Source organism: Pedobacter sp. 22226, from assembly GCF_052045455.1.
Lineage (GTDB): Bacteria > Bacteroidota > Bacteroidia > Sphingobacteriales > Sphingobacteriaceae > Pedobacter > Pedobacter jeongneungensis.
Genome location: NZ_JBQEPB010000013.1, coordinates 52,158 through 74,739, shown reverse-complemented (window position 1 = coordinate 74,739; position 22,582 = coordinate 52,158). Strand labels below are relative to the sequence as shown.

Sequence of the window (22,582 nt, the reverse complement as noted above, 5' to 3'; positions counted from 1 at the left end):
TATTCTACTTACAATACTGGGTCAGATAATCATCAGCTTTTTTACTGCCCATATATTTAACAAAGATAAAATCTTCGCAGGCACCCTGTTTATCGCCTTGCTTAATTTTTTTCAAACCCATTTTTATCCGGTCATCTAAATATTCATCATCAATGCCCAGTTGATTTTTAATGGCAATAATCTGAACTTCCTGTCCGGGTTTAGCCTGATCAATATTTTTATAAAAATTAATGACCGAATTAGTCAAAGCCTCTTCCGCCTGATAACTCCGGATGGCCTCCTGCATTTCTTCGCTCGATTTTCCCTCACAATTATATCCTGAAAGTACAAAGTTAACCGGAACTATAATCGAAACAGTAGTATCGTAACCCGCGGGAACCTGCCATTTGCCACTGCTCAGCCGAACTAAACGCAGTGCTTCTTCATCGAGGTCAGATAATATGCCTTTGGTTATTTTTGAAAAATAAACCTTTCCCTGTTCATCAAGCTTAAAACTTACGTTCACTGTGCCCTGAACACAGTTATCTTTAGAAAACCGGGGATAAACGGTATTTTCTCTCAAAAAATTGACAAAACCATTTTTACCCGATTTAAACTGAACCTGGCCCATAGCCAGCGAACAGCAAAAAATTAAACAAAGGGTGAACAGGTTTTTCATTGTACTAATTTACTAAAAAAAGCTGAAAGCATAAGGCTGAAAGACTAAAGCAGTTTACCACAGAAAACGCAAAGTTTTTAGTGGAGAAAAGAAGGTTTAATCAGCCAGTTAAATTCAGACCGTCATCTCGACTGAAGCGCAGCGGAATGGAGAGATCCGCTTCAATAAGATCTCTCGACTACGTTGCACTCCGCTCAGATAAGCTCAGGCGGTTTGTCATCCTGAGCGGAGTCACAGGATCTTTGCGGTTACAAAAACGTAGCCTTCAAAATTAAATTCGGATCGGGGCAGTTGGCCAGGTATTTTTTCCTTTCGCTAAACTTACATACTCCCGGATAATCGCCTTTTAATCCATCCATATTTTCGATCAATTGAAAATGAAGATGTGGCGGCCAGTAGCCATTTTCTTCTTTAGCTCCTAGCTCGGCTATTTTAGTTCCACAAGGGATAAATTTACCTTCCTCAAGTCCGTTTAATGATGAAAGACTTAAATGTCCGTATAAGGCATTAAATTTAAAACCGTCTATTTCGTAAGTTAGAATGATGGTAGCGCCATAATCACCAAAGTTGTTGTTATTTGCAAAACTTTGAACTGTGGCATCGTAAAAATTGTAGACCGGTGTTCCTGCTGGTCCCCAGATATCTACGCCTAAATGTAACCTTCGCGGTTCTTCTCCGGTGTCAAAATGTGCACTGCGCGAATAAATGGTGCGGTGCTCGTTGTAACCGCCAATGCCGTAACGGGCATTATTTTCTGCAAGTTTTTTATTTACCCAATCCGAAAACAGATCCGTATCATCCAGACTTTCGTCTGTTAATTCAGTATTGCCCGCAGTAAAATCTAAAGCCAAAAGCAGATCGTGTTTTACATCAAAATCGACAACTTTTTGGATGAATGATGCATTGGATTGAATAACCTGATCGAAAGTTCGCATCTGCAATTATTTAAAGATATAAACGAAGTTATAAATATAATGTGACAGTGCCCCTCCAATTACAAACAGGTGCCAAAGTTCGTGGCTGTGCATCCATCTGGAAAGTTGTTTATCCCTCGCATAATAATAGGTTCCGCCAATATAGAAAACGCCTCCTAAAAGCAGCCAGAAAATTGCACCGACAGGCAAAGTAACCAGCATTTTCTGTAGCAAAGGCACAATTAAACAGCCCATCAAAACATAAATGGATAACGATATGGCTGTACTTTTTAAGCGGTTAAATATTTTGAGCAGGCAGCCCGCAATAGCGATAATCCATACAATAGCGAACAAACTCCAGCGCAGCCAGCCATCAAAAACCAATAAGGCTGTTGGTGTATAAGAACCTGCTATCATCAGATAAATGCAGCAGTGATCAAATTTCTGCCAAAAACGAACGCCATAATCGGTAGCCGGATAACCATGATACATGGCACTTACACCGAAAAGAATAAAAGTACCGATGCTGTAAATCCAGGCTGCAGTAAATTCGATCGGTGTATGGCACTTCTGAAGCAATACATATCCTGCCGGAACCGCAATCAATGCCGGGATAAAGTGTGTGAAGAAATTAACGGGTTCCCTTAGTTTCCTCACAAAAAATTATTTGCTGTCTTCGTCTTTTTGCCTTGGTTCTTTTGCAATCTTATCAAAAAGATGATCCATACGCTCTACGTATTCATTGGTATCATCTACAAAGAAAGTAAGCTCTGGCACCACCCTTACCTGATGGCGGATACGGCTGCCCAGTTTATACCTGATCTCGCCCGAATGTGCATTTACGGTATTGATAGAAAGTGTGGTATTATTGGTATTAAAAAAGCTCAGGTACACCTTGGCTACGGCTAAATCGGGCGAAACCCTAACACGCGTAATGGTAACCAATGTATTTGGCAAAAATGCAGCACCCTCGCGCTGAAAAACCTGTGCCAACTCCTCTTGTAATACTCCTGCAAATTTCTGCTGACGTTTACTTTCCATAATGTTTATAATTATCAATTACCAATAATCAATTATCAGACCATCTACAGCCGATAAAATTAAATTGATAAGGTTCTAAAATCATCAATCCAAATAGTCAATTATCAGACCATAATCTGTTTTTGAACTACAAATGAGATTGATAATATATTAAAAATGTAAAATATTAGGGCAGTTCACTGCCGCTGATTTTTTGTAAAAATACTTATATTTAATTAATGGGCAACGGAGCAAATTTTAATCTTGAAGAAAGGACTTTCCTGTTTGCCCAATCAGTTAGGTCATATTGTAAAAAAGTTACCCATAATATTATTAATATTCAGGATATTAAGCAGGTTGTTAGGTCTTCGGGATCTGTTTCTGCAAATTATATTGAAGCCAACGAATCATTAAGCAAAGCTGACTTTATCTATCGCATCAAAATCTGCCGAAAAGAATCAAAAGAAACCAAACTTTGGCTTAATTTAATCGATATCGAAGATAAAAAAGAATTAGAACCTACAAAATTACTTCTCATAGATGAAGCCAATCAACTCATGCTAATTTTTAATGCAATTATTAAAAAATCACAATGACCAATTACCAAATAACAATAATCAAAGTTCAATGACCAATGTTCAAATTGCAATTAGCAAATCACAATTTCCAATCATCATTTTCCAAGTAACTTTAAGCCACGTGCTTTAGTTTGATCATTGTGATTTGATTATTGATTATTTTCCAACAACGCTTCAGTTTGATCATTGGAATTTGAACATTGGTCCTTATTCCCCTTTCGGTTTGATCATTGAAAATTGGTGATTGATCATTTAATATAAAAGGTTACTATCATACGGGTATCTTGCTACGTGCGCAGCTTTAACCTTATCGTACAATAACGTTTTAAACTCTTCTAAGTTCTCTTTTTGGGTAGCCGAAATAAACAATACCGGCACTTTATCATGACTCATCCAGCTTTTCTTAAAGTCTTCCAAAGTAAGCTTTCCATCATCCTCTTCACTGTCAACCTCTGGCGAAACGTAGGCATCAATTTTGTTAAAAACCAAAATCATGTCTTTATCAATCGCGCCAATATCTTTCAGCGTTTCGTTAACCGTGTTAATCTGATCTTCGAAGTTAGGATGCGACACATCTACCACGTGGATCAGTAAATCGGCTTCGCGTACCTCATCTAAAGTAGATTTAAAACATTCTACCAAATGGTGAGGGAGTTTGCGGATAAATCCAACAGTATCAGAAAGCAGGAAAGGTAAATTTTCGATCACTACCTTGCGAACAGTCGTATCCAGGGTTGCAAATAACTTATTTTCAGCAAACACTTCCGATTTGGAAAGCATGTTCATAATGGTGGATTTCCCCACGTTGGTGTAACCAACCAAAGCCACCCTGATCAGCTGACCGCGGTTTTTACGCTGTGTTTCGTTCTGACGGTCGATATTTCTTAAACGCTCTTTTAACAGCGAAATTTTATTTAAAATAATACGCCTGTCACTCTCAATTTGGGTTTCACCCGGTCCGCGCATCCCGATACCACCTTTCTGGCGTTCTAAGTGGGTCCACATACCCGTTAAGCGGGGTAAAACATATTGTAACTGTGCCAGCTCTACCTGAGTTTTTGCCTGTGCCGTTTGGGCCCTGTTCGCAAAAATATCGAGGATCAGGTTACTTCTGTCCAATACTTTCACACCAAGCTCGCGATCGATATTGCGCAGTTGCGATGGAGATAACTCATCATCAAAAACCACCACATCAATTTCTTCCGATTTTACGTAGGCTTTAATTTCTTCGAGCTTACCTGTACCCACAAATGTAGCACGTTCTGGCTTTAACATTTTTTGTGTAAAAACCTTTTCTACCTTCCCGCCAGCTGTATCAACCAAAAAGGCCAGCTCATCTAAATATTCTTTTGTTTGGGCTTCTTTTTCGCCAGGTGTAACCACACCAACTAAAATTGCCCGTTCCTGCACAACGGCAGTATCATATAATTTTTGTTTTCCCATGTAATTGGTACAAAGATACGAAATTTGCCAACGTATTTTGTGCTCAAACCTCGCAGGTTTCCGAAACCTGCGAGGTTTAGAATAAGCTAAATCTGCGCTACAAATTCCTTAATAGAAGCTCCCGGATTATCGGTCTTCATAAAATTTTCGCCGATTAAAAACCCGTTAAAGCCCGCGGCTTTTAGTTCCTTAATGGTCTGCGGATTACTAATTGCACTTTCCGAGATTTTTAAAAACTCATCAGGGATTTTATTCACCAGGTCGAAAGAGGTTTGGATATTAACGGTAAAATCGGCCAGGTTTCTGTTGTTTACCCCAATGGCATCTAGGTTAGGGCAGATACTCCGTTCCAGTTCTTCGAGGTTATGTACTTCTAAAAGTACATTTAAGCCCAAATCTTTTGCAAATTTCCCAAAATCGTTGATTTGCTGCGGGGTTAATATCGACGCAATCAACAGAATAATATCAGCGCCCCAGGCTTTGGCTTCTAAAATCTGGTATTCGTCGATCATAAAATCTTTTCTTAGGATCGGGATGTTATTTGCAGCCCTTGCAGCCAAAATATCGTCGGTTTTACCGCCAAAGAAATCTACATCCGTCAGTACCGAAAGTGCAGATGCACCTGCTGCATTGTAGGCCTGTGTAACTTCCGCAACATCGGCAATGCCGTTAATTAAACCTTTTGAAGGTGATCGGCGCTTAAATTCGGCAATAATACCGGTACGATCATCTGCCAGTAAGAAGTCTTTAAAAATATAAGGCTTTCTTTTAAAATGCACCGAATGCTCTAAATCATTGATAGAAACGAGTGCTTTCGCTGCCGCGATTTCTTCTTTTTTACGTAATACGATTTTATCTAAAATATTCGCCCCTAAATCCCCTGAAGGGGACTTTTTCGTTCCATCGTTCATGTTATTTTGCATAGATTAATTTTAATTTAATTCTTGTTAACAGCATTTAGTCCCCCCTTAAGGGGGCTAGGGGGTTAAGCAGTCAACCAATTCTCCATCATCTGCTTGCCGTACTCAGTAAGTACGCTTTCGGGGTGGAACTGTACGCCCCGCACGTCCAATGTTTCGTGCCTTAACGCCATAATTTCACTTTTGTGATCTCTTGCTGTGATTTTTAAACACGAAGGAAAGTTCTCTTTACTCACCACCCAACTGTGGTAACGACCAACATTTATGGTTTGCGGACATTCCCAGAACAAAGGCTCATCGCCATCTACCACCGTTACCGGTGTGGCAATTCCGTGCATTGGCCTGCCCAGATTTAATAAGGTACCACCAAAAACTTCGGCAATGGCCTGCTGACCTAAACATACCCCAAAAATACTCTTTGTTGGCGCGTAAGTTCTGATGACATCCAACAGCAAGCCTGCTTCTTCAGGAATGCCAGGTCCTGGTGAAAGCAAAATTTTATCGTATTTATCTACATCGGCTAAATCGAACTTGTCGTTTCTCCAAACTTCGGCCTCATAACCAACTTCGTTAATTAAATGCACCAAATTGTAGGTAAAACTGTCGTAGTTATCGATAACCAATACGGTTTTTTTATTTATATCTTCCATTATATATCTTTATTTACATCATCCATTTCACATTTTCCATCTTACATCAACCTAAATTCCTTCTGCCATCTCTACCGCTTTACGCAGCGCGGCAATTTTATTGTTTACCTCCTGCATTTCGGTTTCCGGTACCGAATCGGCAACAATACCGGCCCCTGCACGGTAATGCAGTTCGTTATTTTTGCTCATAAAGGTCCTGATCATGATGGCGTGGTTAAAATCTTCGTTAAAACCCATAAAACCAATCGCTCCCGCATAAAAATTTCTGCCCAGCTTTTCGTTTTCGTCAATCAGTTGCATGGCTTTATATTTTGGTGCACCACTCAAAGTACCTGCCGGATAGGTATCGGCCACTACTTTAAAAGCGCTTACATTTTCCTGCAGGTGTCCGCTTACTTTGCTTACCAGGTGGATGAGGTGCGAATAATACTGTACTTCTTTAAATGATTTTACCTCTACGCGGTTACAGTGCCTGCTTAAATCGTTCCTGGCCAGGTCGACCAGCATTACGTGTTCTGCACTTTCTTTAGGGTCCTGCTCCAGTTTGCGGGCCTGTTCGGCATCTTCTATATCGTTTCCGCTGCGTTTAAAGGTTCCCGCGATCGGGAAGATATTTGCTGAATTATTTTTGATGGTAATCTGCGCTTCCGGCGAAGAACCAAAAAGCTTAAAGTTCCCGTAATCGAAATAAAACAGATAAGGTGAAGGGTTGATGGAACGTAAACAGCGATATACATTAAATTCATCACCAGAAAAAGCTTGTTTAAATGCCCGCGAAGGTACAATCTGAAACACATCACCACGATAAATGTGCTTCTGTAATTTAGATACCAGATCCATAAAACCCTGATCGGTTAAATTCGAAGATTCCGGCCCCCTTGTCTGAAACTTATATTCAGGGTAATTTTTATTCTGGATCAGGTACTCCATTTTTTCCAGTCCGCCTTTTTCTTCGCCTTCGAAAGTATTTTTGAAAAGGGTAATTTCGTTTTTAAAGTGATCGATAGCGATGATGTAGCGGTACAAATGGTACTGCATCTCCGGAATCTCTTCGCCTTCGGGTGTTTCGGAAGTAAATTTAATATCTTCAAAATGCTGTACGGCGTTCCAGGTGAAGTAACCGAACAATCCGCTCGAAATAAACTTGATTTCAGGTAATTCCGTTTCTTTAAATTTATCTTTAAAATCCGCTATTTCATCAATCAGGTTTTTGCTTTCGGTAATTTCTACCGCTCCATCAGGAAAATAGGTTTCCAGCCGCGATCCCTTTAAGATAATTCCGGCAACAGGATCTGCACAAACGAAACTCATCGAGTTTTCCCTGCTGTGGTAATCAGAACTTTCGAGTAAGATGCTGTTGGGGTACACATCCCGTAAACGTAAATAAATGCTCACTGGTGTAGTGGTATCGGCAAGCATCTTTTTGTAAGTCGTATTTATTTTATACATGATAAAGGTAAATGGTGTAAGCTATAGGGCTTAAGGTTTGCATTTCCGTTTTTTTTAACAATAAAAAGCCCGGCGTGTGGTTCTACGCCGGGCTTTAATGGTTCTTTAATAAGGTTTAGGTTGATAAACTATATTTTTTTCATACGCAGCCAGCGCAATCCGTTTTCGAATTACTTTGCCAAAGCCATGTATGTATATTGTTGATCATGAGCCACAAAAATATAAAGAATTTTGAAAAAGCGAAATATTTATGAAAATAAGTTTAGTCCGGAGTCGGAAGTCTGAAATCATGAGCCTTAATTCCCGTGTCATCCTGAGCGTAGCGAGGGATCCTTTAAAGCCTGCGGCCCTTCGCTTTCAGATGCTTCATTGCATTCAGCATGACAGCAACGAAAAAATCCCGCTCGGTTAAAGCAGGATCCTATATTTAATTCACCAGAAATATCCTGTTAAGAAACCCCAAAAAAAGATCTTCCGGGAACATCTTTAACCATTAACAAAATGGCAACGATAATCAGGATCAACGCTAAGCTGAAGAAAACGGCAATGGTTCGGTGTTTTGCTACGGCTTCGGTTACTTTTTTCGATTTAGCATTACCTACGGTAATCAAAATGATGGCAATAATCATCATCGAGGTATGCTCGGCCTTAAAATAACGACCAATGGCATCGCTCATTGGTAATTTTGTTAAAGGACTCAGGAAATACAGCACCAACCCGATCAAAAATTGAATATGTACACTAATCAGTGTAAATACATTCAGTTTGCGGTTACCTTCTGTGTAAGTTTTATTACCCAACCAGCCCGATAAAGCATTGATTACTGCAATAACCAATAGAATTAATACGATGTAGCGCCATCCGGAGTGCGCAGATTTTAAGATGTTGTACATTTTTATCAAATATGTTTAGTCAAAAATAGACATTAATTGTAAAAAATAGGATATTCAGCCAAATGAAGGCTAATTTATATTAGTTTTAAACAAATTAAACCCTAAACTTATTATGAAGAAAATTTTACTCGCTATTGGGCTGGTAATTTCTACTACATTTCTGTTTGCACAGCAAACTACCTTCCCGGTTAATGGCTCTTTTGATACCCGACCCGGAATGTTTGCCTTCACCAATGCAACAATAGTAGTAAATGCCAATCAAACCCTCACCAATGCAACACTTTTAATTAAAGGACAAACCATACAGGGCGTTGGCGCCGGTTTAGCCGTACCAAAAGGTTATGTAGTGATCGATTTAAAAGGAAAATTTGTTTATCCTTCTTTAATTGACGCATTTACCAGCTATGGCCTTGCAGAGGCGCCAGCACAACAACGTGGTTTTGGCGGTCAGCGCCAGTCTGTCTTCGTATCGACCAAAAAAGGTGCTTATGGATGGAACGAATCGATCAGACCAGAAACTTATGTGAAAAACATTTTTTCTACCGACAGCAAAAAAGCCGATGAACTGCGTAAAGTGGGTTTCGGAAGCGTAAATGTAATTAGCCGCGATGGCATTGCCCGTGGTGTTTCGGCAGCGGTTACCTTAAATGAGGGTGCAGATAATAGTGTGATTTTGAAAGATCAAACCGCAGCAAATTATTCGTTTAACAAGGGAACATCATCAAACGATTATCCTACTTCATTAATGGGTTCGATTGCTTTGTTGCGCCAAACTTATTACGATGCACAATGGTATGGCAAACAAAAAGACGAATACAATATCTCGCTTGATGAATTTGGTAAACAACAAACTATACCACAAATTTTTGAGGTTGATGGATGGCAGAACATCCTCCGTGCTGATAAAATCGGTAAAGAATTCGGCAAGAAATACATCATCAAATCAACAGGTGATGAATACCAACGCATCAACGAAGTTAAGGCAACAGGTGCAAGCTTGATTATTCCTTTAACTTTCCCTAAAGCTTATGATGTAGAAGATCCTGCAGAAGCCCGGAACGTTAGTTTATCGCAGATGAAAGGCTGGGAGCTGGCGCCAACCAATCCGGCTAGTCTGGAAAAAGCAGGAATTAAATTTGCTTTAACGGCTTTCGGATTGGAGAACAGCCGCGATTTCTGGACCAATATCCGCACGGCAATAGAAAACGGTTTAACCGAAAAACAAGCTTTACAATCGGTTACTGAAATCCCTGCCTCATTATTAGGCATCAGCGATAAGGTAGGCTCACTGGAAAAAGGAAAAGTTGCCAACTTTTTGATCTCTTCGGATAACCTGTTCAAAAACGGGAACATCATCTTCGAAAACTGGGTGCAAGGCAAACGTTTTGTGGTCAACAAAATGGATGTGAGCGATGTACGCGGCACTTATAATTTAAACGTTGACGGTGTTGGTGCCCTCACCTTAAAAATTACCGGTACCGGTGGCGGATCAACCGCTGCGATTGAAAGAACCGGTGCCGATAGCGTAAAAACCACCGCCACTTTTACACGTAATGGCGATTGGATCAGCGTTAATTTCAACTTAAAGAAAAACCCTAAGGGCGATGTCCGTTTAAGCGGTTACATTACTTCGGCAAATCCGGTAACCATTAAAGGAGAATCGGCTTTGGCTGATGGTAGCACCGGAAAATTTACAGCTATCTACAAAGAAGCAGCAAAAGAAACACCTAAAAAAGACGAACCTAAAGCTGCTTTAGCCATGGGTCCGGTAATTTATCCTTTCTCTGCCTTTGGCAGTACCGAATTGCCTAAACAGGAAACGGTGCTGATTAAAAATGGTACGGTTTGGACGAACGAGAAAGACGGCATCCTTCAAAATGCTGATGTACTTTTAGAAAACGGAAAGATTAAAGCTGTTGGTAAAAACCTTTCGGCAAGTGGTGCAAAAGTAATCGATGCTACGGGTAAACACATTACGGCTGGTATTATTGATGAGCACTCGCACATTGCAGGTGCAGGTGGTATTAACGAGGGGGCACAATCGGTTTCGGCTGAGGTACGTGTGGCCGATATCATCAACTCCGAAGATGTAAATATTTACCGTCAGCTGGCGGGTGGGATTACCACTTCACATATTTTACACGGTTCGGCTAACCCAATCGGCGGACAGTCGCAACTGATTAAATTACGTTGGGGCAAATCGCCCGAAGAGTTGAAATTTGCTGGTGCCGATGGTTTCATCAAATTCGCATTGGGCGAAAATGTTAAACAAAGTAACTTCGGTACGGGCGCCCGTTTCCCGGTTACGCGTATGGGGGTTGAGCAAACCTTTGTTGATGAGTTTACCCGGGCAAAAGAATACCAAAAAGCATTATCGGTAAAAGGTAACAGTGTACGTAAAGACCTTGAACTGGATGCCATTGTAGAAATCCTGAACAACAAACGTTTCATTACCTGCCACTCTTATGTGCAGAGCGAAATTAACATGCTCATCCATGTGGCCGATAGCCTGGGCTTTAAAATCAACACCTTTACACACATTTTAGAAGGTTATAAAGTGGCCGATAAAATGAAAGCACATGGCATTGCAGGTTCGACTTTCTCTGATTGGTGGGCTTATAAAAACGAAGTTGCTGAGGCAATTCCTTACAACGGGAAAATTATGCATAATGTGGGTATTACCACCGCTTTCAACTCTGATGATGCTGAAATGGCCCGTCACCTAAACCAGGAAGCCGGAAAATCAGTTTTATACGGTAACGTTCCGGAAGAAGACGCTTTGAAGTTTGTAACACTTAATCCCGCCAGGATGTTGCACATTGATGATAAAGTGGGCAGTTTAAAGGCAGGTAAAGATGCCGATGTGGTGATCTGGACAGCTAATCCGCTTTCTATTTATGCCAGGGCTGAGAAAACATTTGTAGATGGTGTGGCTTACTGGGATATCGATAAAGATGCTCAAATTATCAAAGCACAACAGGTAGAGAAAGCCCGTTTAATCCAAAAAATGTTAGAGAGCAAAAGCAAAGGTGGCCGCATGCAACGCCCGATGGGTGATGCCCCGCGCCTGTACAATTGCGAAACTTTAGAAAACTATTCAGCAGAATTAAACGAGAAAGAACATGCACACTAAAAGATATATTTTAAGTCTGGCTTTATCGGCAACAAGCTTGCTGTGTTTTGCACAGGCAAACATTTCGCCAGCTAAAAAACAGAGCAAGACGATCGCCATCACAGGTGCAACCGTGCACGTGGGCAACGGAACGGTAATCGAAAACGGAACCATTCTTTTTGGCAACGGCAAAATTATTTCGGTTACGGCCAACGGGCAAGTACTACAGGATGATGTAGTGCGCATTGTAGCCACAGGCAAACACATTTATCCGGGTTTTATTGCGGCAACCACCAACCTGGGTTTAACAGAAATTGAAGCGGTAAAAGCCACCTTGGATTTTCAGGAAATAGGCGATTTTAATTCGCACATCCGTTCTATCGTGGCTTACAATACCGATTCGAAAGTTCCGGCAACATTACGCAGCAACGGCGTATTAATGGCACAGCCAACCCCACAGGGCGGCACCGTTTCGGGCAGTTCATCAGTGGTTCAGCTCGATGCCTGGAACTGGGAAGATGCAGCAATTAAAACTGACGATGCCATGCATGTTACCTGGCCGGTTACCCCACGTTTCAGGGGTGGTTTTGGTGGTTTCGGCCGTCAGCAGGCATCGCCCGAGGCTTTGGCCGAAAGAACACAGGCTGCCATTGCGCAGTTAACTTCTTTCTTTGCCGAGGCGAAGGCTTATTCAGAAATCAGCAAACCTGAGGTAATTAATACCCGTTTCGAAGCGATGAAAAAGGTATTCGCTGGCAACGAAAAATTATTTATTGCGGCCGATAGTCAGAAGGATATTGTTGCGGCCGTTAATTTCGCTAAGAAATTCGGCATTACCCCGGTAATTACAGGCGCAGATGAAGCTTATCTGGTAATCGATTTCCTTAAAGACAACAACATTACCTTGGTGGTAAAACAGCCTCATGCTTTGCCGAATAACAATGATGATGATGTAAACATGCCCTATAAAAATGCCGCGGTATTGGCCAATGCGGGTTTAAACGTCGTGCTGAGTATTGATGGTTACTGGCAACAACGCAACCTGCCTTTTATGGCCGGTACGGTTACAGCCTGGGGACTGGATAAAGAAAAAGCATTATCAACCATTACCCTAAACGCAGCAAAAGCGATGGGTGTTGATAAAACCACCGGAAGTATTGAAACGGGCAAAGATGCAACGTTTTTTATCTCTGCCGGCGATGCTTTGGATATGCGCACCAATAAAGTGGAACAGGCTTTTATTCAGGGAAGAGACATCAACCTGGATAATTTGCACAAACAGTTAGATAAAAAATTCAGCGATAAATATACTGCTGAGAAGAAATAACCCTTGGGGTTAACTGGTTAATTGTTTGAATTGGTTAATTGATGCGAAACGCCTAATTGTTGCATTGCTTGATTGTTAAATTGTTAACTGAAAACTGCCATAATGGTTAATCGGTTAACTTTTTACCCTTCGACTACGCTCAGTGGGTTAATTGTGAATAGCGAACCGTTCAATTGCCTAACTATAACATTGTTAAATTGCTTACCGCAAATTACCAACTGAAAACTGTTATGCATGGTTAACTGTAAAAGCGTAAAAATGAGAAACGGCCGGTATTAGTTTATCGGCCGTTTTTTGTCTTATATGATTTGTTTATTAATGAATAATTAACCAGACGTTCCTACGGAACGAAAACGCCAATTAAAAATTGGCTACCCGGCATACGTCCCGAGGACGTTATAAGACACCTTAGATTGGTCCACGTCGGAGTTATAAACTATAATATTAACAGATCGTCCCATCGCAACGAATCCCAGGTGAAAAAAAAATATTTTATGTATGCAGGCTCGTATCCGCCTTTCATGATACAAGTCCGTCGGTATGCTTCCATTTAATCCATATTTAGTATTTCAAGCGCTTCCTTACTAAATTTTAAATAGACCACAGATACGTTTGTTCCTATTGCGTAACGCGAATAATCTTCGGGTTTTACCCTGATTCTTATTTTTTCATTTTTAGCAGGCCCGGCAAAAGTAAGGTATTCTGCATGTTCTGTTTTATCGCGGTTAATTACCACACTAATCAATTTGTTTTTACCCTCTTCTCTATCTTTTTTCCAATTGGCGCTATCGTAGCGCATTACCAGCCAGGCAAAGCAATAGCAAAAACCATACATGGCAAAGCCGGCACCTACAAACAAAATATAATCGTAGTATTTAAAATCTGCAAAATGATGTTTCAACAGTAGCGCCGTAAATGCCATCAATAAAAATACACTTCCTCCTAACACCATCGGAAGCACCTTCTTAAATCCTTTTTCCTGAATTTCTATGTGCTTTAAATCTGCGTCGTTTAAAGGAATATTTTCTTCTAACTGTATTTCCATGTGTTTCGTCTATCGGTGGCGTGTTTCCACCCACCGAAATAGATTTGTTATCTACATTTGCGCCGGTGGCGTTCCGTCCTTTTTATGCCTTGCCCCTAAAGGAATCACAGTCCTGCCATTTTCATAATCCCTTACAAACTTTTCATTTGTGCTTTCCCAGATTTTGATCAATTTATCCAGTTTAAAAAATGATGTTTTAAGTTCCATTATCAAGGTTGGTATGGCATTGTTAAATCCTTTTCGTTCGGCTATAACTACTCTTGGCTGGTCTTTATGCTGTTTAAAGTTTTCAATATGTTTCTGAAACAGTTCCAGGTCATCCTTCGATACACCATAAGGTTTAAGTTTATCTTTTAAGGCATTAATTCGGCTATAAATATGTTCCAATGTAGGGATTAATTGTTGATCAGTTAATCGTTCTAAGCTCCAGGCAGATATTTTAAGCTCATCAAATAATATGGCATTATTAGTTTCCAGCGCATGGATCTGCGCCAAACCGGAGTATTTAACCGCACAGTTAATGGCCGCATCTGCAGTTTGGTATTTGGTTGCTGTTGCCCCGGTGCTTTTAATACCAGCACTGTTTATGGCCGAATTAATACTGTGTACATCTTCCTCTATATCAGTAACAATTTTACTAAATACAGACTGCTCAGACCAGATCGACTTGTTCGCATTCAATACCTGAAGTGTTACATTGGCCATTGTTAAATAATTCTCTTCTTTTTGTGTCATTGTTTTTCGTTTTTAAATAGATTATTACTAAGTGATTTTCCGTTATTCAATGCGTTGTTAAGCAAGCCTGTTCCATCGATCTATTCCACTATCCTTTGCGAAACCGCCAGTATCAATTGCGCTATGTTCACTATCAAGTGCGCACCTGCCACTATCTTATGCGAAGCCGCGAGTATCAATTGCGCTATGTCCACTATCAATTGCGCACCTTCCACTATCCTTTGCGAAGCCGTCAGTATCAATTGCGCTATGTTCACTATCAAGTGCGCACCTGCCACTATCCTATGCGAAGCCGTCAGTATCAATTGCGCGATGTGCACTATCAAGTGCGCACCTGCCACTATCCTATGCGAAGCCGCCAGTATTGATTGCGCTATATTCATTATCAAGTGCGCACCTGCCACTATCCTATGCGAAGCCGCCAGTATTGATTGCGCTATATTCATTATCAAGTGCGCACCTTCCACTATCCTATGCGAAGCCGCCAGTATTGATTTCTACCCCTCCACTATCGATTGCGATCCTGCCAGCATCAAATGCAGCCCCTTACGTATGCGATTTGTAGTTGCAACTACAGATTAATCTGCAGAGCGCATTAAAAAATATTCAAAAAATGCACTAAGGCTCTAAGCCTAAGCACTGTTATTATTGTGGGATGATTGGCTTTCGCCTTTTTTGGGATGAGATCAGGTAATTAAAACACCTAATGAGGGATATATTGCCGATAAACCTAGGGGTTCGGACGGTAACCATACAACTAAGTTATTAATTATTGATTTAAATAGAGACAATCAGGAAAAATTTAGTTTACAATAAGATATTTAAATTGTGATGCTAACATTATCTTAACTCCACCAGCTAATATTAATTTAATGTTAGTTCTAATTAATACCAATACCACCCATTAAGCAACAAAATTGAAGATTTTATTTTTTAGTTTAAACAAAACGCTTTGCTTTAATCACAATACAAGCACCTGATAATTTTGTACATGAAATAATATTGAGGCAGATTAAAAACCTTAAAACAGAAAAAAATGCACAAAACGTTAACACAAAAATAACATCAACAAAATAGTTATAAATATACATTTGAGGTAATACATAACGTCCCAATGCTTTATAAAAATACAAGAAGAATATTATTTTTAATTGTTTATTGTCTATTTACACATTCATGCAGAAAAGATTTAGACAATGTACAGCAGCCTGAAAACACTGAACAGAAACAGGTATTAGACTCCATATTTCTATATGCAAAGCAAATATATTACTGGAGTGATCGACTTCCAAAGCAAGCAGATTTTAATACTTCTAAATATACAGGCGGAAATGATATTGCCACATACAACAAAGAGATATTTGATATTGCCGGTTATGCTATAAATCCTGAAACTGGAAAATCATATGAATTTTATCAGTCGAGCCCAGCAGAAACAAAATTTTCTATCATACTTGATAAAAAAGGCAACAGTGTACAAACTGATTACAAGCTAACGGATATAGGTAATAATTACGGCATTACAATGGTAGCGCTTGGCAATATTGCAATTTATATAGAATATGTAATAAAAAACTCTCCTGCAGAAAAAGCTGGCATTAGGAGAGGGATGAAAGTGGAAGAAATTAATGGAAGAAAAGGTGAAAACACTGCAGATTTTTATAAATACATTAAAAATGCTTTTGATTTCGATAAAGTTGAACTTACGCTAAATGGAAAATCTAATGCATATCAATCGCAAAAATTTAGTCTTAAACGTTCTGCATACATCAGTGATCCTGTAAATAAGGTAGCCATATTAAAAGTCAATAATACCAATGTTGGGTATATCTCATATTTAAAATTTTTTAGTCCTAGAGGCCAAGATGAAAGTTTAAATAACGCTTTTGCATATTTTAATAGTAACGCGGTAAAAGAATTGATTATAGATTTAAGATACAACGGTGGTGGAGATGTAACAACCTGTGAGAATTTCGCAAACATCATTGCGCCACAAAGTATCAATGGCAAAATAATGAGAAAGGAAAAGTACAACTCACTCATGCAGAGTGGAGGTGCCAACCTATTGGCCAAACAGCCGATTTTAAACGATGATGGCACTCCGGCACTGATTATCAATGGCAGGGTTGCCACTTTTGCAGATGGCGATTATTCTCTTGAAGGAAACACATCATTTTTTAAAAAAAGTTCGGGTTTAAATAACTTAACCAGAGTATATTTTATTGTTAGTAAAAAAACCGCTTCTGCAAGTGAGTTACTGATTAACTGTTTAAAACCTTACATGGATGTAAAGCTTATAGGTGTAAGAACCAGTGAAACATTAATTGAGCCTATTAAAACCTTCGGAAAGCCAATTGGATTTTTCCCTGTGATAATAAAATCATACCCCCTTTACCTTTCATTATTTCAGAACCTTAATGCCAACAATGAAGGTGATTATTTTGATGGCATGCCCACAACCATAACTACTGATGACGATGTTGAAACAGATTTCGGTGAGTTAGAAGAAAAAGGGCTATACACTGCTTTAAACGACATGGGGTATATACAAAAAAGGATATCTGCAAACAACAAACTATCCAAAACCAAATCTGGGACAACAAATAATGTTTATGCTCCCAAAACAGAAGTATTTGGCAAAACAGAGTATCAAAGAATAATTAAATCAAACATTAAACTGAAATGAAAAAATATTAATAAACAATATCTATCTTAATTTATCAAACCCATGAAAAACAATTTAAAAACGCTTATTGCGGTTGCTGCCATTGCAGTTTTCACAGCAACATCTTGTAAAAAAACAGCGCAGTTACAAGAAACAAATTCAAAAGAAAAAGGCGAGGGAACACTTAAAAAACTATTGAAATTCCCCGATACGGTTATTAGCATTACCGGCCAGGGCAATCCTGTTAAAAGCTTAATTAACAGCAACAAAAAAAGTTATACAGAACTAATTAAAGATAGTGTTTGGGCTGGCGATACAGGCCATAGCCTGGTTATAGAGTCGGATGAGCAGGTTGCATTAACAAATTATTCGCGTTATATCTTCCCTGGATCTTTAATACAAGGAAACTCAATATCTGATTTAACCTATAAGCCACTATCTCAATATCAAAATAAAGTTAAACCGATCACAGTATCAGTATCGGCACATGCCGCAAATGTTTCGGGAATAATCAATAAACCAAGCTTATCTGCCACCCGGTCTTTTCTTGAATCTATTTATTCTGACAGCTTTTCGGGTAAAGAGATAGCGAGTTTTAGCTTTGATATGAATCAGTTTACGTATTACGATGAATTTAAACTTGCATTTGGTGCCAATATTAAAGTAGGCAGTATTTTTAATGCCAGTGCATCTGTAAACAAGACCAAAATTGAGAAGAAAACCGGACTTATAGCCAAGTTTGTTCAACGCAACTTTACCTTAGATATGGATTTGCCTGAAGATGGCAACTTATTGGATAATTCTGTAGACCCAAGTCAGCTGGGCCCATATTCTCCTGTTTATGTAAGCTCTATCACCTATGGAAGAATGGGCATGATCAAGGTTGAGTCTGATTATAATTATTCGTCATTAACAAGAGCTTTTAAAGCTGCATTTAATGCGGGTATTGTAAGCGGCGGAGCATCTATAGCAGATTCTTTAAAAACTATTATCGATAATTCGTCAATTGAAATTTATGATGTTGGTGGCGAAGGCGAATCAGTTGCACAATCTATTAACGGCTACGATGCATTTAGACAATATATAATTTCTGGCGGAAATTATACACCACAAACACCTGGTTTCCCGTTATATTACACGTTGAGTTATTTAAGCGATAATTCAATTTTCAGAACCAGATTCCTGGTTAATTTCCCTAAAAATTAATATCACCGTCCACATTCGATCGCTGTGCCCAAACTTAAAAATAAATTCAGGGCATGGCGATTTTTTAAGTTTAGACAACATATTTAATGAAAAAATATATACTATTTATGGCTTGTTTCGCTATTCTAGCATCGTGTAGAAAAAACGAAACCACTTTAATACCGCAATCTACATTTAGCGGAAAGTTTGCTGATCCAGTTATTGATATCAATATAGAAGGTAGTTCATCTGCTTATACAAGTCAATCAATCAAGAACATTTTAGACCAAAAAAAACTAAGTGGTGCCGATATTTATAAAGACAGTTTATGGGCAAACGATTTTGGCAGAACATTATTTGTAGAAACGGATGAAATTGCCCTGATGAAAAACTCTGCCTATGAAAGATACATATATGCCGCATCACTACTTCAGGGAAACTCTATTGCTGATTTAAATTTTACTCCTATATCCGAATTTCAATCTTCAGTAAAACCGGTTACGGCTTCAGTTTCGTTCCAGGCTAAAAGAGTAAGCGGTGTAATTACCAATCCATCACTTTCGGCAACCAGAAACTTTGTTACAAATATCCTAGCACAAAATGATATTGGATCGCAAGTTGCAGGTTTTTCTTATAGTTTAGAAAAGTTTAGTGCTTATGATGAACTCAAACTCGCTTTTGGTTCGAATGTAAAAACAGGAACTCTTTTTGGGCGTAAAACATCAAACAGTACCGAAACCATTGATAAGATTTCGAAACGAACAGGCATTTATGCAAAGTTTATTCAGAAAAATTTTACGCTTGACTTAGATATACCTGCCGACGGAAAATTAATGAATGATAATGTAGACCTGAACGCTTTAAACCAAAAAACACCTACATACGTGAGTTCGATTACTTATGGACGTATGGGCATAATGGCTATAGAATCTGATTACTCTTATGAGGCTGTTAATAATGCCTATAACTCCGCATTTAAAGCCCTCTTCGTTTCTGGAAGCAGCTCTACAACTGAAGAAGAAAAGAGAATAATCGACGAATCTTCCATGAAGATTTACATTATTGGTGCCGATGGCAGCGATGCTGTTGAAACAGTTAATGGATTTGATGCTTTTGTACAGTTTATTATTAAAGGCGGGAGCTTTTCATCAAGTAACCCTGGTGTGCCGATATATTTTAGCTTGAGCCATTTAAATGATCACACTGTGGTGAAAACCAAATTCAGGATTAATATTGATACCCAGCCAATATACGCAAGAATAGAATATCAGAATAAACAAAGCAGATACATTGCTTCTCAGTACCAAACAGGAGGAGAAAGCCGTACTACTGCAGATATATACTTATGCTTCTACTCAGATATGACCGGCTCAACGCCAACAGTTCCGCAAGACAATGTCAAATTTGAATATAATATAAGGCAAGAAACATCTTTATCAAGCAGTGGCCCATACGGTCCATCAGAATACCAGCCACCAATGGTTACCAATAATGCTATCATTAAATCCAATAATTTTAAGGAAAATAGAATTTTATTGAAACAGGATGCTATCCTAATAAGTGATACCAACCTAAGCTCTAGCTATTATGATGAACATGATGGAGCAACATACACTAATAGTTCTTCCAATTTTCAAAAAAATGATTACACCTTAAATTTAGGAATATTTTACAAAGTATTGGCACCTATACTTTAACACATAACCACACTATCTTAAAGAAAGAGCAATCACTTTATAAAGTCATAAAAAAAGGGAATGGATTTTTATCCGTTCCCTTTTTTTATGTTTGCATTCACAAACAACAAAACTTAATGGGATTATTACTTAACTACCTGAAACACCACAAGTGGATTGTGGCTTTAGCGCTATTGCTTGCAGGTATAAATATTGGCTTTTCACTTTTAGATCCATATATTACCGGTCGGATTTTAGACCGTTTCATCAATAAAAAAGATTCGTTAACCTATAGTCAGTACCTTTGGGGCTCGTTGGGTTTAATTGGCCTGGCCATTGGTGCGGCAATGGTATCGCGTATTGCCAAAAACTTTCAGGATTATTTCACCAGCGTAATCGTTCAAAAAGTTGGTGCAAAAATGTACGCCGATGGTTTACAGCACTCTTTAAAATTACCTTATCAGGTTTTCGAAGATCAGCGCAGTGGCGAAACCCTGGGCATTTTACAAAAAGTACGTTTAGATTCAGAAAAGTTTATTACGGCTTTTATCAGCATCCTTTTTGTAAGCTTAATCGGAATGATTTTCGTAATCGTGTATTCCATCTCAGTAAGTTATAAAGTTACTTTGGTTTATTTTTCGGCCATTCCAATCATCAGTTTCGTGAGCTGGTATTTAAGCCGCAAAATCAAAACCATCCAGCGTTCTATTGTTGGCGAAACTACTGCTTTGGCAGGTTCTACCACCGAATCGTTAAGGAACATCGAACTGGTTAAAAGTTTGGGCCTTGCAGATCAGGAAATCGAAAGGCTGAACAAAACCACCTATAAAATTCTTGGGCTGGAGCTTAAAAAGGTAAAATACGTGCGCAGTATGAGTTTTGTGCAGGGCACTACGGTAAACCTGGTGCGCAGTACCATGGTGCTGGTTTTATTGCTGCTTATTTTCGATAATACGATTTCTGCAGGGCAATATTTCTCCTTCCTTTTTTATTCGTTCTTCCTTTTCGGACCATTGCAGGAATTAGGAAATGTAATTTTATCATGGCGCGAAGCTGAAGTTTCGTTAGGTAACTTTAAAAAAATCTTAAGCACACCTGTTGATAAAAAACCTGAAAATCCAACTTCTATCGAAAAAATTAAAGACCTTACTTTTAGCGCTGTTGGCTTTAAACACCTTACTGCAAACAGAAATGCTTTAGAAAATATCTCGTTTAAAACCCACAACGGACAAACCATTGCTTTTGTTGGCCCATCAGGTTCGGGGAAAACCACTTTGGTGAAATTACTGGTTGGTTTGTATCAGCCGAAAGAAGGCGAGATTTTGTATAACGGCATTCCGAGCAATAACATCGATCTTGATGCCTTACGCGAAAAAATCGGCTTTGTTACACAGGATACACAGCTGTTCTCGGGTACTATTCGCGAAAACCTGTTATTCGTTAACCCTAATGCAACTGATGAAGAGTGTTACAAAGTATTGAACCAGGCTGCTTGTCAGACTTTGTTAGCCCGCGCCGATAAAGGTTTGGATTCGTTAATTGGCGAAGGCGGGGTTAAAGTTTCTGGTGGAGAAAAACAACGTTTATCAATTGCAAGGGCATTGTTGCGTCAGCCTGATATCCTGGTTTTTGATGAAGCTACTTCTTCACTCGATTCGATTACGGAAGAAGAAATTACTAAAACGATCCGTTTGGTTTCTAATTTAACCGATCACATCACGATACTGATTGCCCACCGTTTATCGACCATTAAACACGCTGATAAAATTTATGTGTTAGAGAAGGGCCATATTATTGAGCAAGGGAAACATGAGGAACTAATTGCACAAAATGGTTTATATCAGGCCATGTGGCGCCAACAAATTGGCGAGCGGGTTGTTGAAGCTTAAGGAACAAATAATATTACCATGTTATTAGCACAAGTAGAAAGCAATCAGATCGCCATTATTGTAATTATTGCAGCCATATTATGGTTAGCGTTAATATTAACTGCGTTGTACCATATATCTCGAAACAGCAGCATGGGTTTCACGGTAAAAGTGCTCTGGTTTATCATTATCCTTTTCGCTCCGTTTATAGGCTCGATTATTTACCTGATGTGGGGCAAGAATAAAAAGTTTTAAACTTATTTGAAATTAATAGCCAGGGCTGCGTTTCGAGCCAAGGTCTGTGTCTCCACAGACCTTTTTTATGTAATAATAATTCAGTGTTGTCAACTTTCCAGCAAACGGGTTATTAAAGTTGACAACGACTCGTAGCCAAGGTCTGTGTCTCCACAGACCTTTTTTATGTAATAATAATTCAGTGTTGTC

19 protein-coding genes are annotated in these 22,582 nt (G+C 39.2%); 8 read left to right on the top strand and 11 right to left on the bottom strand.

Translation table 11 applies throughout. From position 1 onward, the window contains the following. Nucleotides 1-4: 4 nt before the first annotated feature. From ACTJKC_RS24335 to rbfA, 4 genes are all read right to left on the bottom strand, one after another. A complete protein-coding gene (locus tag ACTJKC_RS24335) occupies nucleotides 5-658 on the bottom strand; it encodes a TonB family protein (RefSeq protein ID WP_440796125.1) in 654 nt (217 codons plus the stop codon). 248 nt (nucleotides 659-906) lie between these two features. Beyond that, nucleotides 907-1,593: a peptidoglycan DD-metalloendopeptidase family protein gene (locus ACTJKC_RS24330; protein ID WP_440796123.1), complete on the bottom strand. Its 687-nt coding sequence runs from the start codon at nucleotides 1,591-1,593 to the stop codon at nucleotides 907-909. Nucleotides 1,594-1,599: 6 nt separating this feature from the next. Beyond that, nucleotides 1,600-2,229 (bottom strand): PAQR family membrane homeostasis protein TrhA, encoded by a 630-nt coding sequence (gene trhA, locus ACTJKC_RS24325; protein ID WP_440796121.1) that lies wholly within the window; start codon nucleotides 2,227-2,229, stop codon nucleotides 1,600-1,602. A 6-nt stretch (nucleotides 2,230-2,235) separates the two neighbouring features. Next, nucleotides 2,236-2,613 (bottom strand): 30S ribosome-binding factor RbfA, encoded by a 378-nt coding sequence (gene rbfA, locus ACTJKC_RS24320; RefSeq protein ID WP_440796119.1) that lies wholly within the window; start codon nucleotides 2,611-2,613, stop codon nucleotides 2,236-2,238. A gap of 218 nt (nucleotides 2,614-2,831) precedes the next feature. Between rbfA and ACTJKC_RS24315 the strand changes: the two genes are divergently transcribed. Then, on the top strand, nucleotides 2,832-3,188 hold the full coding sequence (locus tag ACTJKC_RS24315) for a four helix bundle protein (RefSeq protein ID WP_440796117.1): 357 nt from the start codon (nucleotides 2,832-2,834) through the stop codon (nucleotides 3,186-3,188). Between the two features lie 234 nt (nucleotides 3,189-3,422). Here the strand turns inward: ACTJKC_RS24315 and hflX are convergent, their stop codons facing one another. The 5 genes from hflX to ACTJKC_RS24290 form a co-directional block, all read right to left on the bottom strand. Then, nucleotides 3,423-4,613, bottom strand: a complete 1,191-nt coding sequence (gene hflX, locus ACTJKC_RS24310; protein ID WP_344852258.1) for a GTPase HflX — start codon at nucleotides 4,611-4,613, stop codon at nucleotides 3,423-3,425. 86 nt (nucleotides 4,614-4,699) lie between these two features. Then, entirely contained in the window at nucleotides 4,700-5,536 is an 837-nt protein-coding gene (gene trpC, locus ACTJKC_RS24305; RefSeq protein WP_440796114.1) for an indole-3-glycerol phosphate synthase TrpC, read from the bottom strand. A gap of 62 nt (nucleotides 5,537-5,598) precedes the next feature. Beyond that, complete coding sequence (locus ACTJKC_RS24300; protein ID WP_187592650.1) at nucleotides 5,599-6,183, bottom strand: anthranilate synthase component II; 585 nt, start codon at nucleotides 6,181-6,183, stop codon at nucleotides 5,599-5,601. A gap of 51 nt (nucleotides 6,184-6,234) precedes the next feature. Beyond that, nucleotides 6,235-7,632 (bottom strand): anthranilate synthase component I family protein, encoded by a 1,398-nt coding sequence (locus ACTJKC_RS24295; protein WP_440796112.1) that lies wholly within the window; start codon nucleotides 7,630-7,632, stop codon nucleotides 6,235-6,237. A gap of 449 nt (nucleotides 7,633-8,081) precedes the next feature. Next, a complete protein-coding gene (locus tag ACTJKC_RS24290; RefSeq protein WP_344852261.1) occupies nucleotides 8,082-8,525 on the bottom strand; it encodes a cytochrome B in 444 nt (147 codons plus the stop codon). 112 nt (nucleotides 8,526-8,637) lie between these two features. Here ACTJKC_RS24290 and ACTJKC_RS24285 point away from each other — a divergent pair, with 112 nt between their 5' ends. Both ACTJKC_RS24285 and ACTJKC_RS24280 read left to right on the top strand, forming a co-directional pair. Further along, complete coding sequence (locus ACTJKC_RS24285; RefSeq protein ID WP_440796110.1) at nucleotides 8,638-11,658, top strand: amidohydrolase family protein; 3,021 nt, start codon at nucleotides 8,638-8,640, stop codon at nucleotides 11,656-11,658. Beyond that, nucleotides 11,648-12,964 carry an amidohydrolase family protein gene (locus ACTJKC_RS24280; protein ID WP_440796108.1) on the top strand — a complete coding sequence of 439 codons (1,317 nt, stop codon included), beginning with the start codon at nucleotides 11,648-11,650 and terminating at the stop codon, nucleotides 12,962-12,964. Before ACTJKC_RS24285 ends, ACTJKC_RS24280 begins: the two co-directional genes overlap by 11 nt. A gap of 550 nt (nucleotides 12,965-13,514) precedes the next feature. Here the strand turns inward: ACTJKC_RS24280 and ACTJKC_RS24275 are convergent. Both ACTJKC_RS24275 and ACTJKC_RS24270 read right to left on the bottom strand, forming a co-directional pair. Then, nucleotides 13,515-14,009, bottom strand: coding sequence for a hypothetical protein (locus tag ACTJKC_RS24275; protein ID WP_440796106.1), 495 nt, complete (start codon nucleotides 14,007-14,009; stop codon nucleotides 13,515-13,517). Nucleotides 14,010-14,060: 51 nt separating this feature from the next. Beyond that, the gene (locus ACTJKC_RS24270; protein WP_440796104.1) at nucleotides 14,061-14,744 is read right to left on the bottom strand and encodes a hypothetical protein; all 684 of its coding nucleotides are present in this window, start codon (nucleotides 14,742-14,744) and stop codon (nucleotides 14,061-14,063) included. A 1,114-nt stretch (nucleotides 14,745-15,858) separates the two neighbouring features. On the opposite strand from ACTJKC_RS24270, the gene ACTJKC_RS24265 reads away from it, so the two are divergent. The 5 genes from ACTJKC_RS24265 (at nucleotide 15,859) to ACTJKC_RS24245 (ending at nucleotide 22,393) form a co-directional block, all read left to right on the top strand. Further along, complete coding sequence (locus ACTJKC_RS24265) at nucleotides 15,859-17,430, top strand: S41 family peptidase (protein ID WP_440796102.1); 1,572 nt, start codon at nucleotides 15,859-15,861, stop codon at nucleotides 17,428-17,430. A gap of 42 nt (nucleotides 17,431-17,472) precedes the next feature. Beyond that, nucleotides 17,473-18,615, top strand: coding sequence for a thiol-activated cytolysin family protein (locus tag ACTJKC_RS24260; protein ID WP_440796100.1), 1,143 nt, complete (start codon nucleotides 17,473-17,475; stop codon nucleotides 18,613-18,615). 86 nt (nucleotides 18,616-18,701) lie between these two features. After that, nucleotides 18,702-20,291, top strand: a complete 1,590-nt coding sequence (locus ACTJKC_RS24255) for a thiol-activated cytolysin family protein (RefSeq protein ID WP_440796098.1) — start codon at nucleotides 18,702-18,704, stop codon at nucleotides 20,289-20,291. 116 nt (nucleotides 20,292-20,407) lie between these two features. Continuing rightward, the gene (locus tag ACTJKC_RS24250) at nucleotides 20,408-22,159 is read left to right on the top strand and encodes an ABC transporter ATP-binding protein (protein ID WP_440796096.1); all 1,752 of its coding nucleotides are present in this window, start codon (nucleotides 20,408-20,410) and stop codon (nucleotides 22,157-22,159) included. Between the two features lie 18 nt (nucleotides 22,160-22,177). After that, nucleotides 22,178-22,393, top strand: a complete 216-nt coding sequence (locus ACTJKC_RS24245) for a PLDc N-terminal domain-containing protein (protein ID WP_440796094.1) — start codon at nucleotides 22,178-22,180, stop codon at nucleotides 22,391-22,393. The last annotated feature ends 189 nt before the right edge of the window (nucleotides 22,394-22,582 follow it).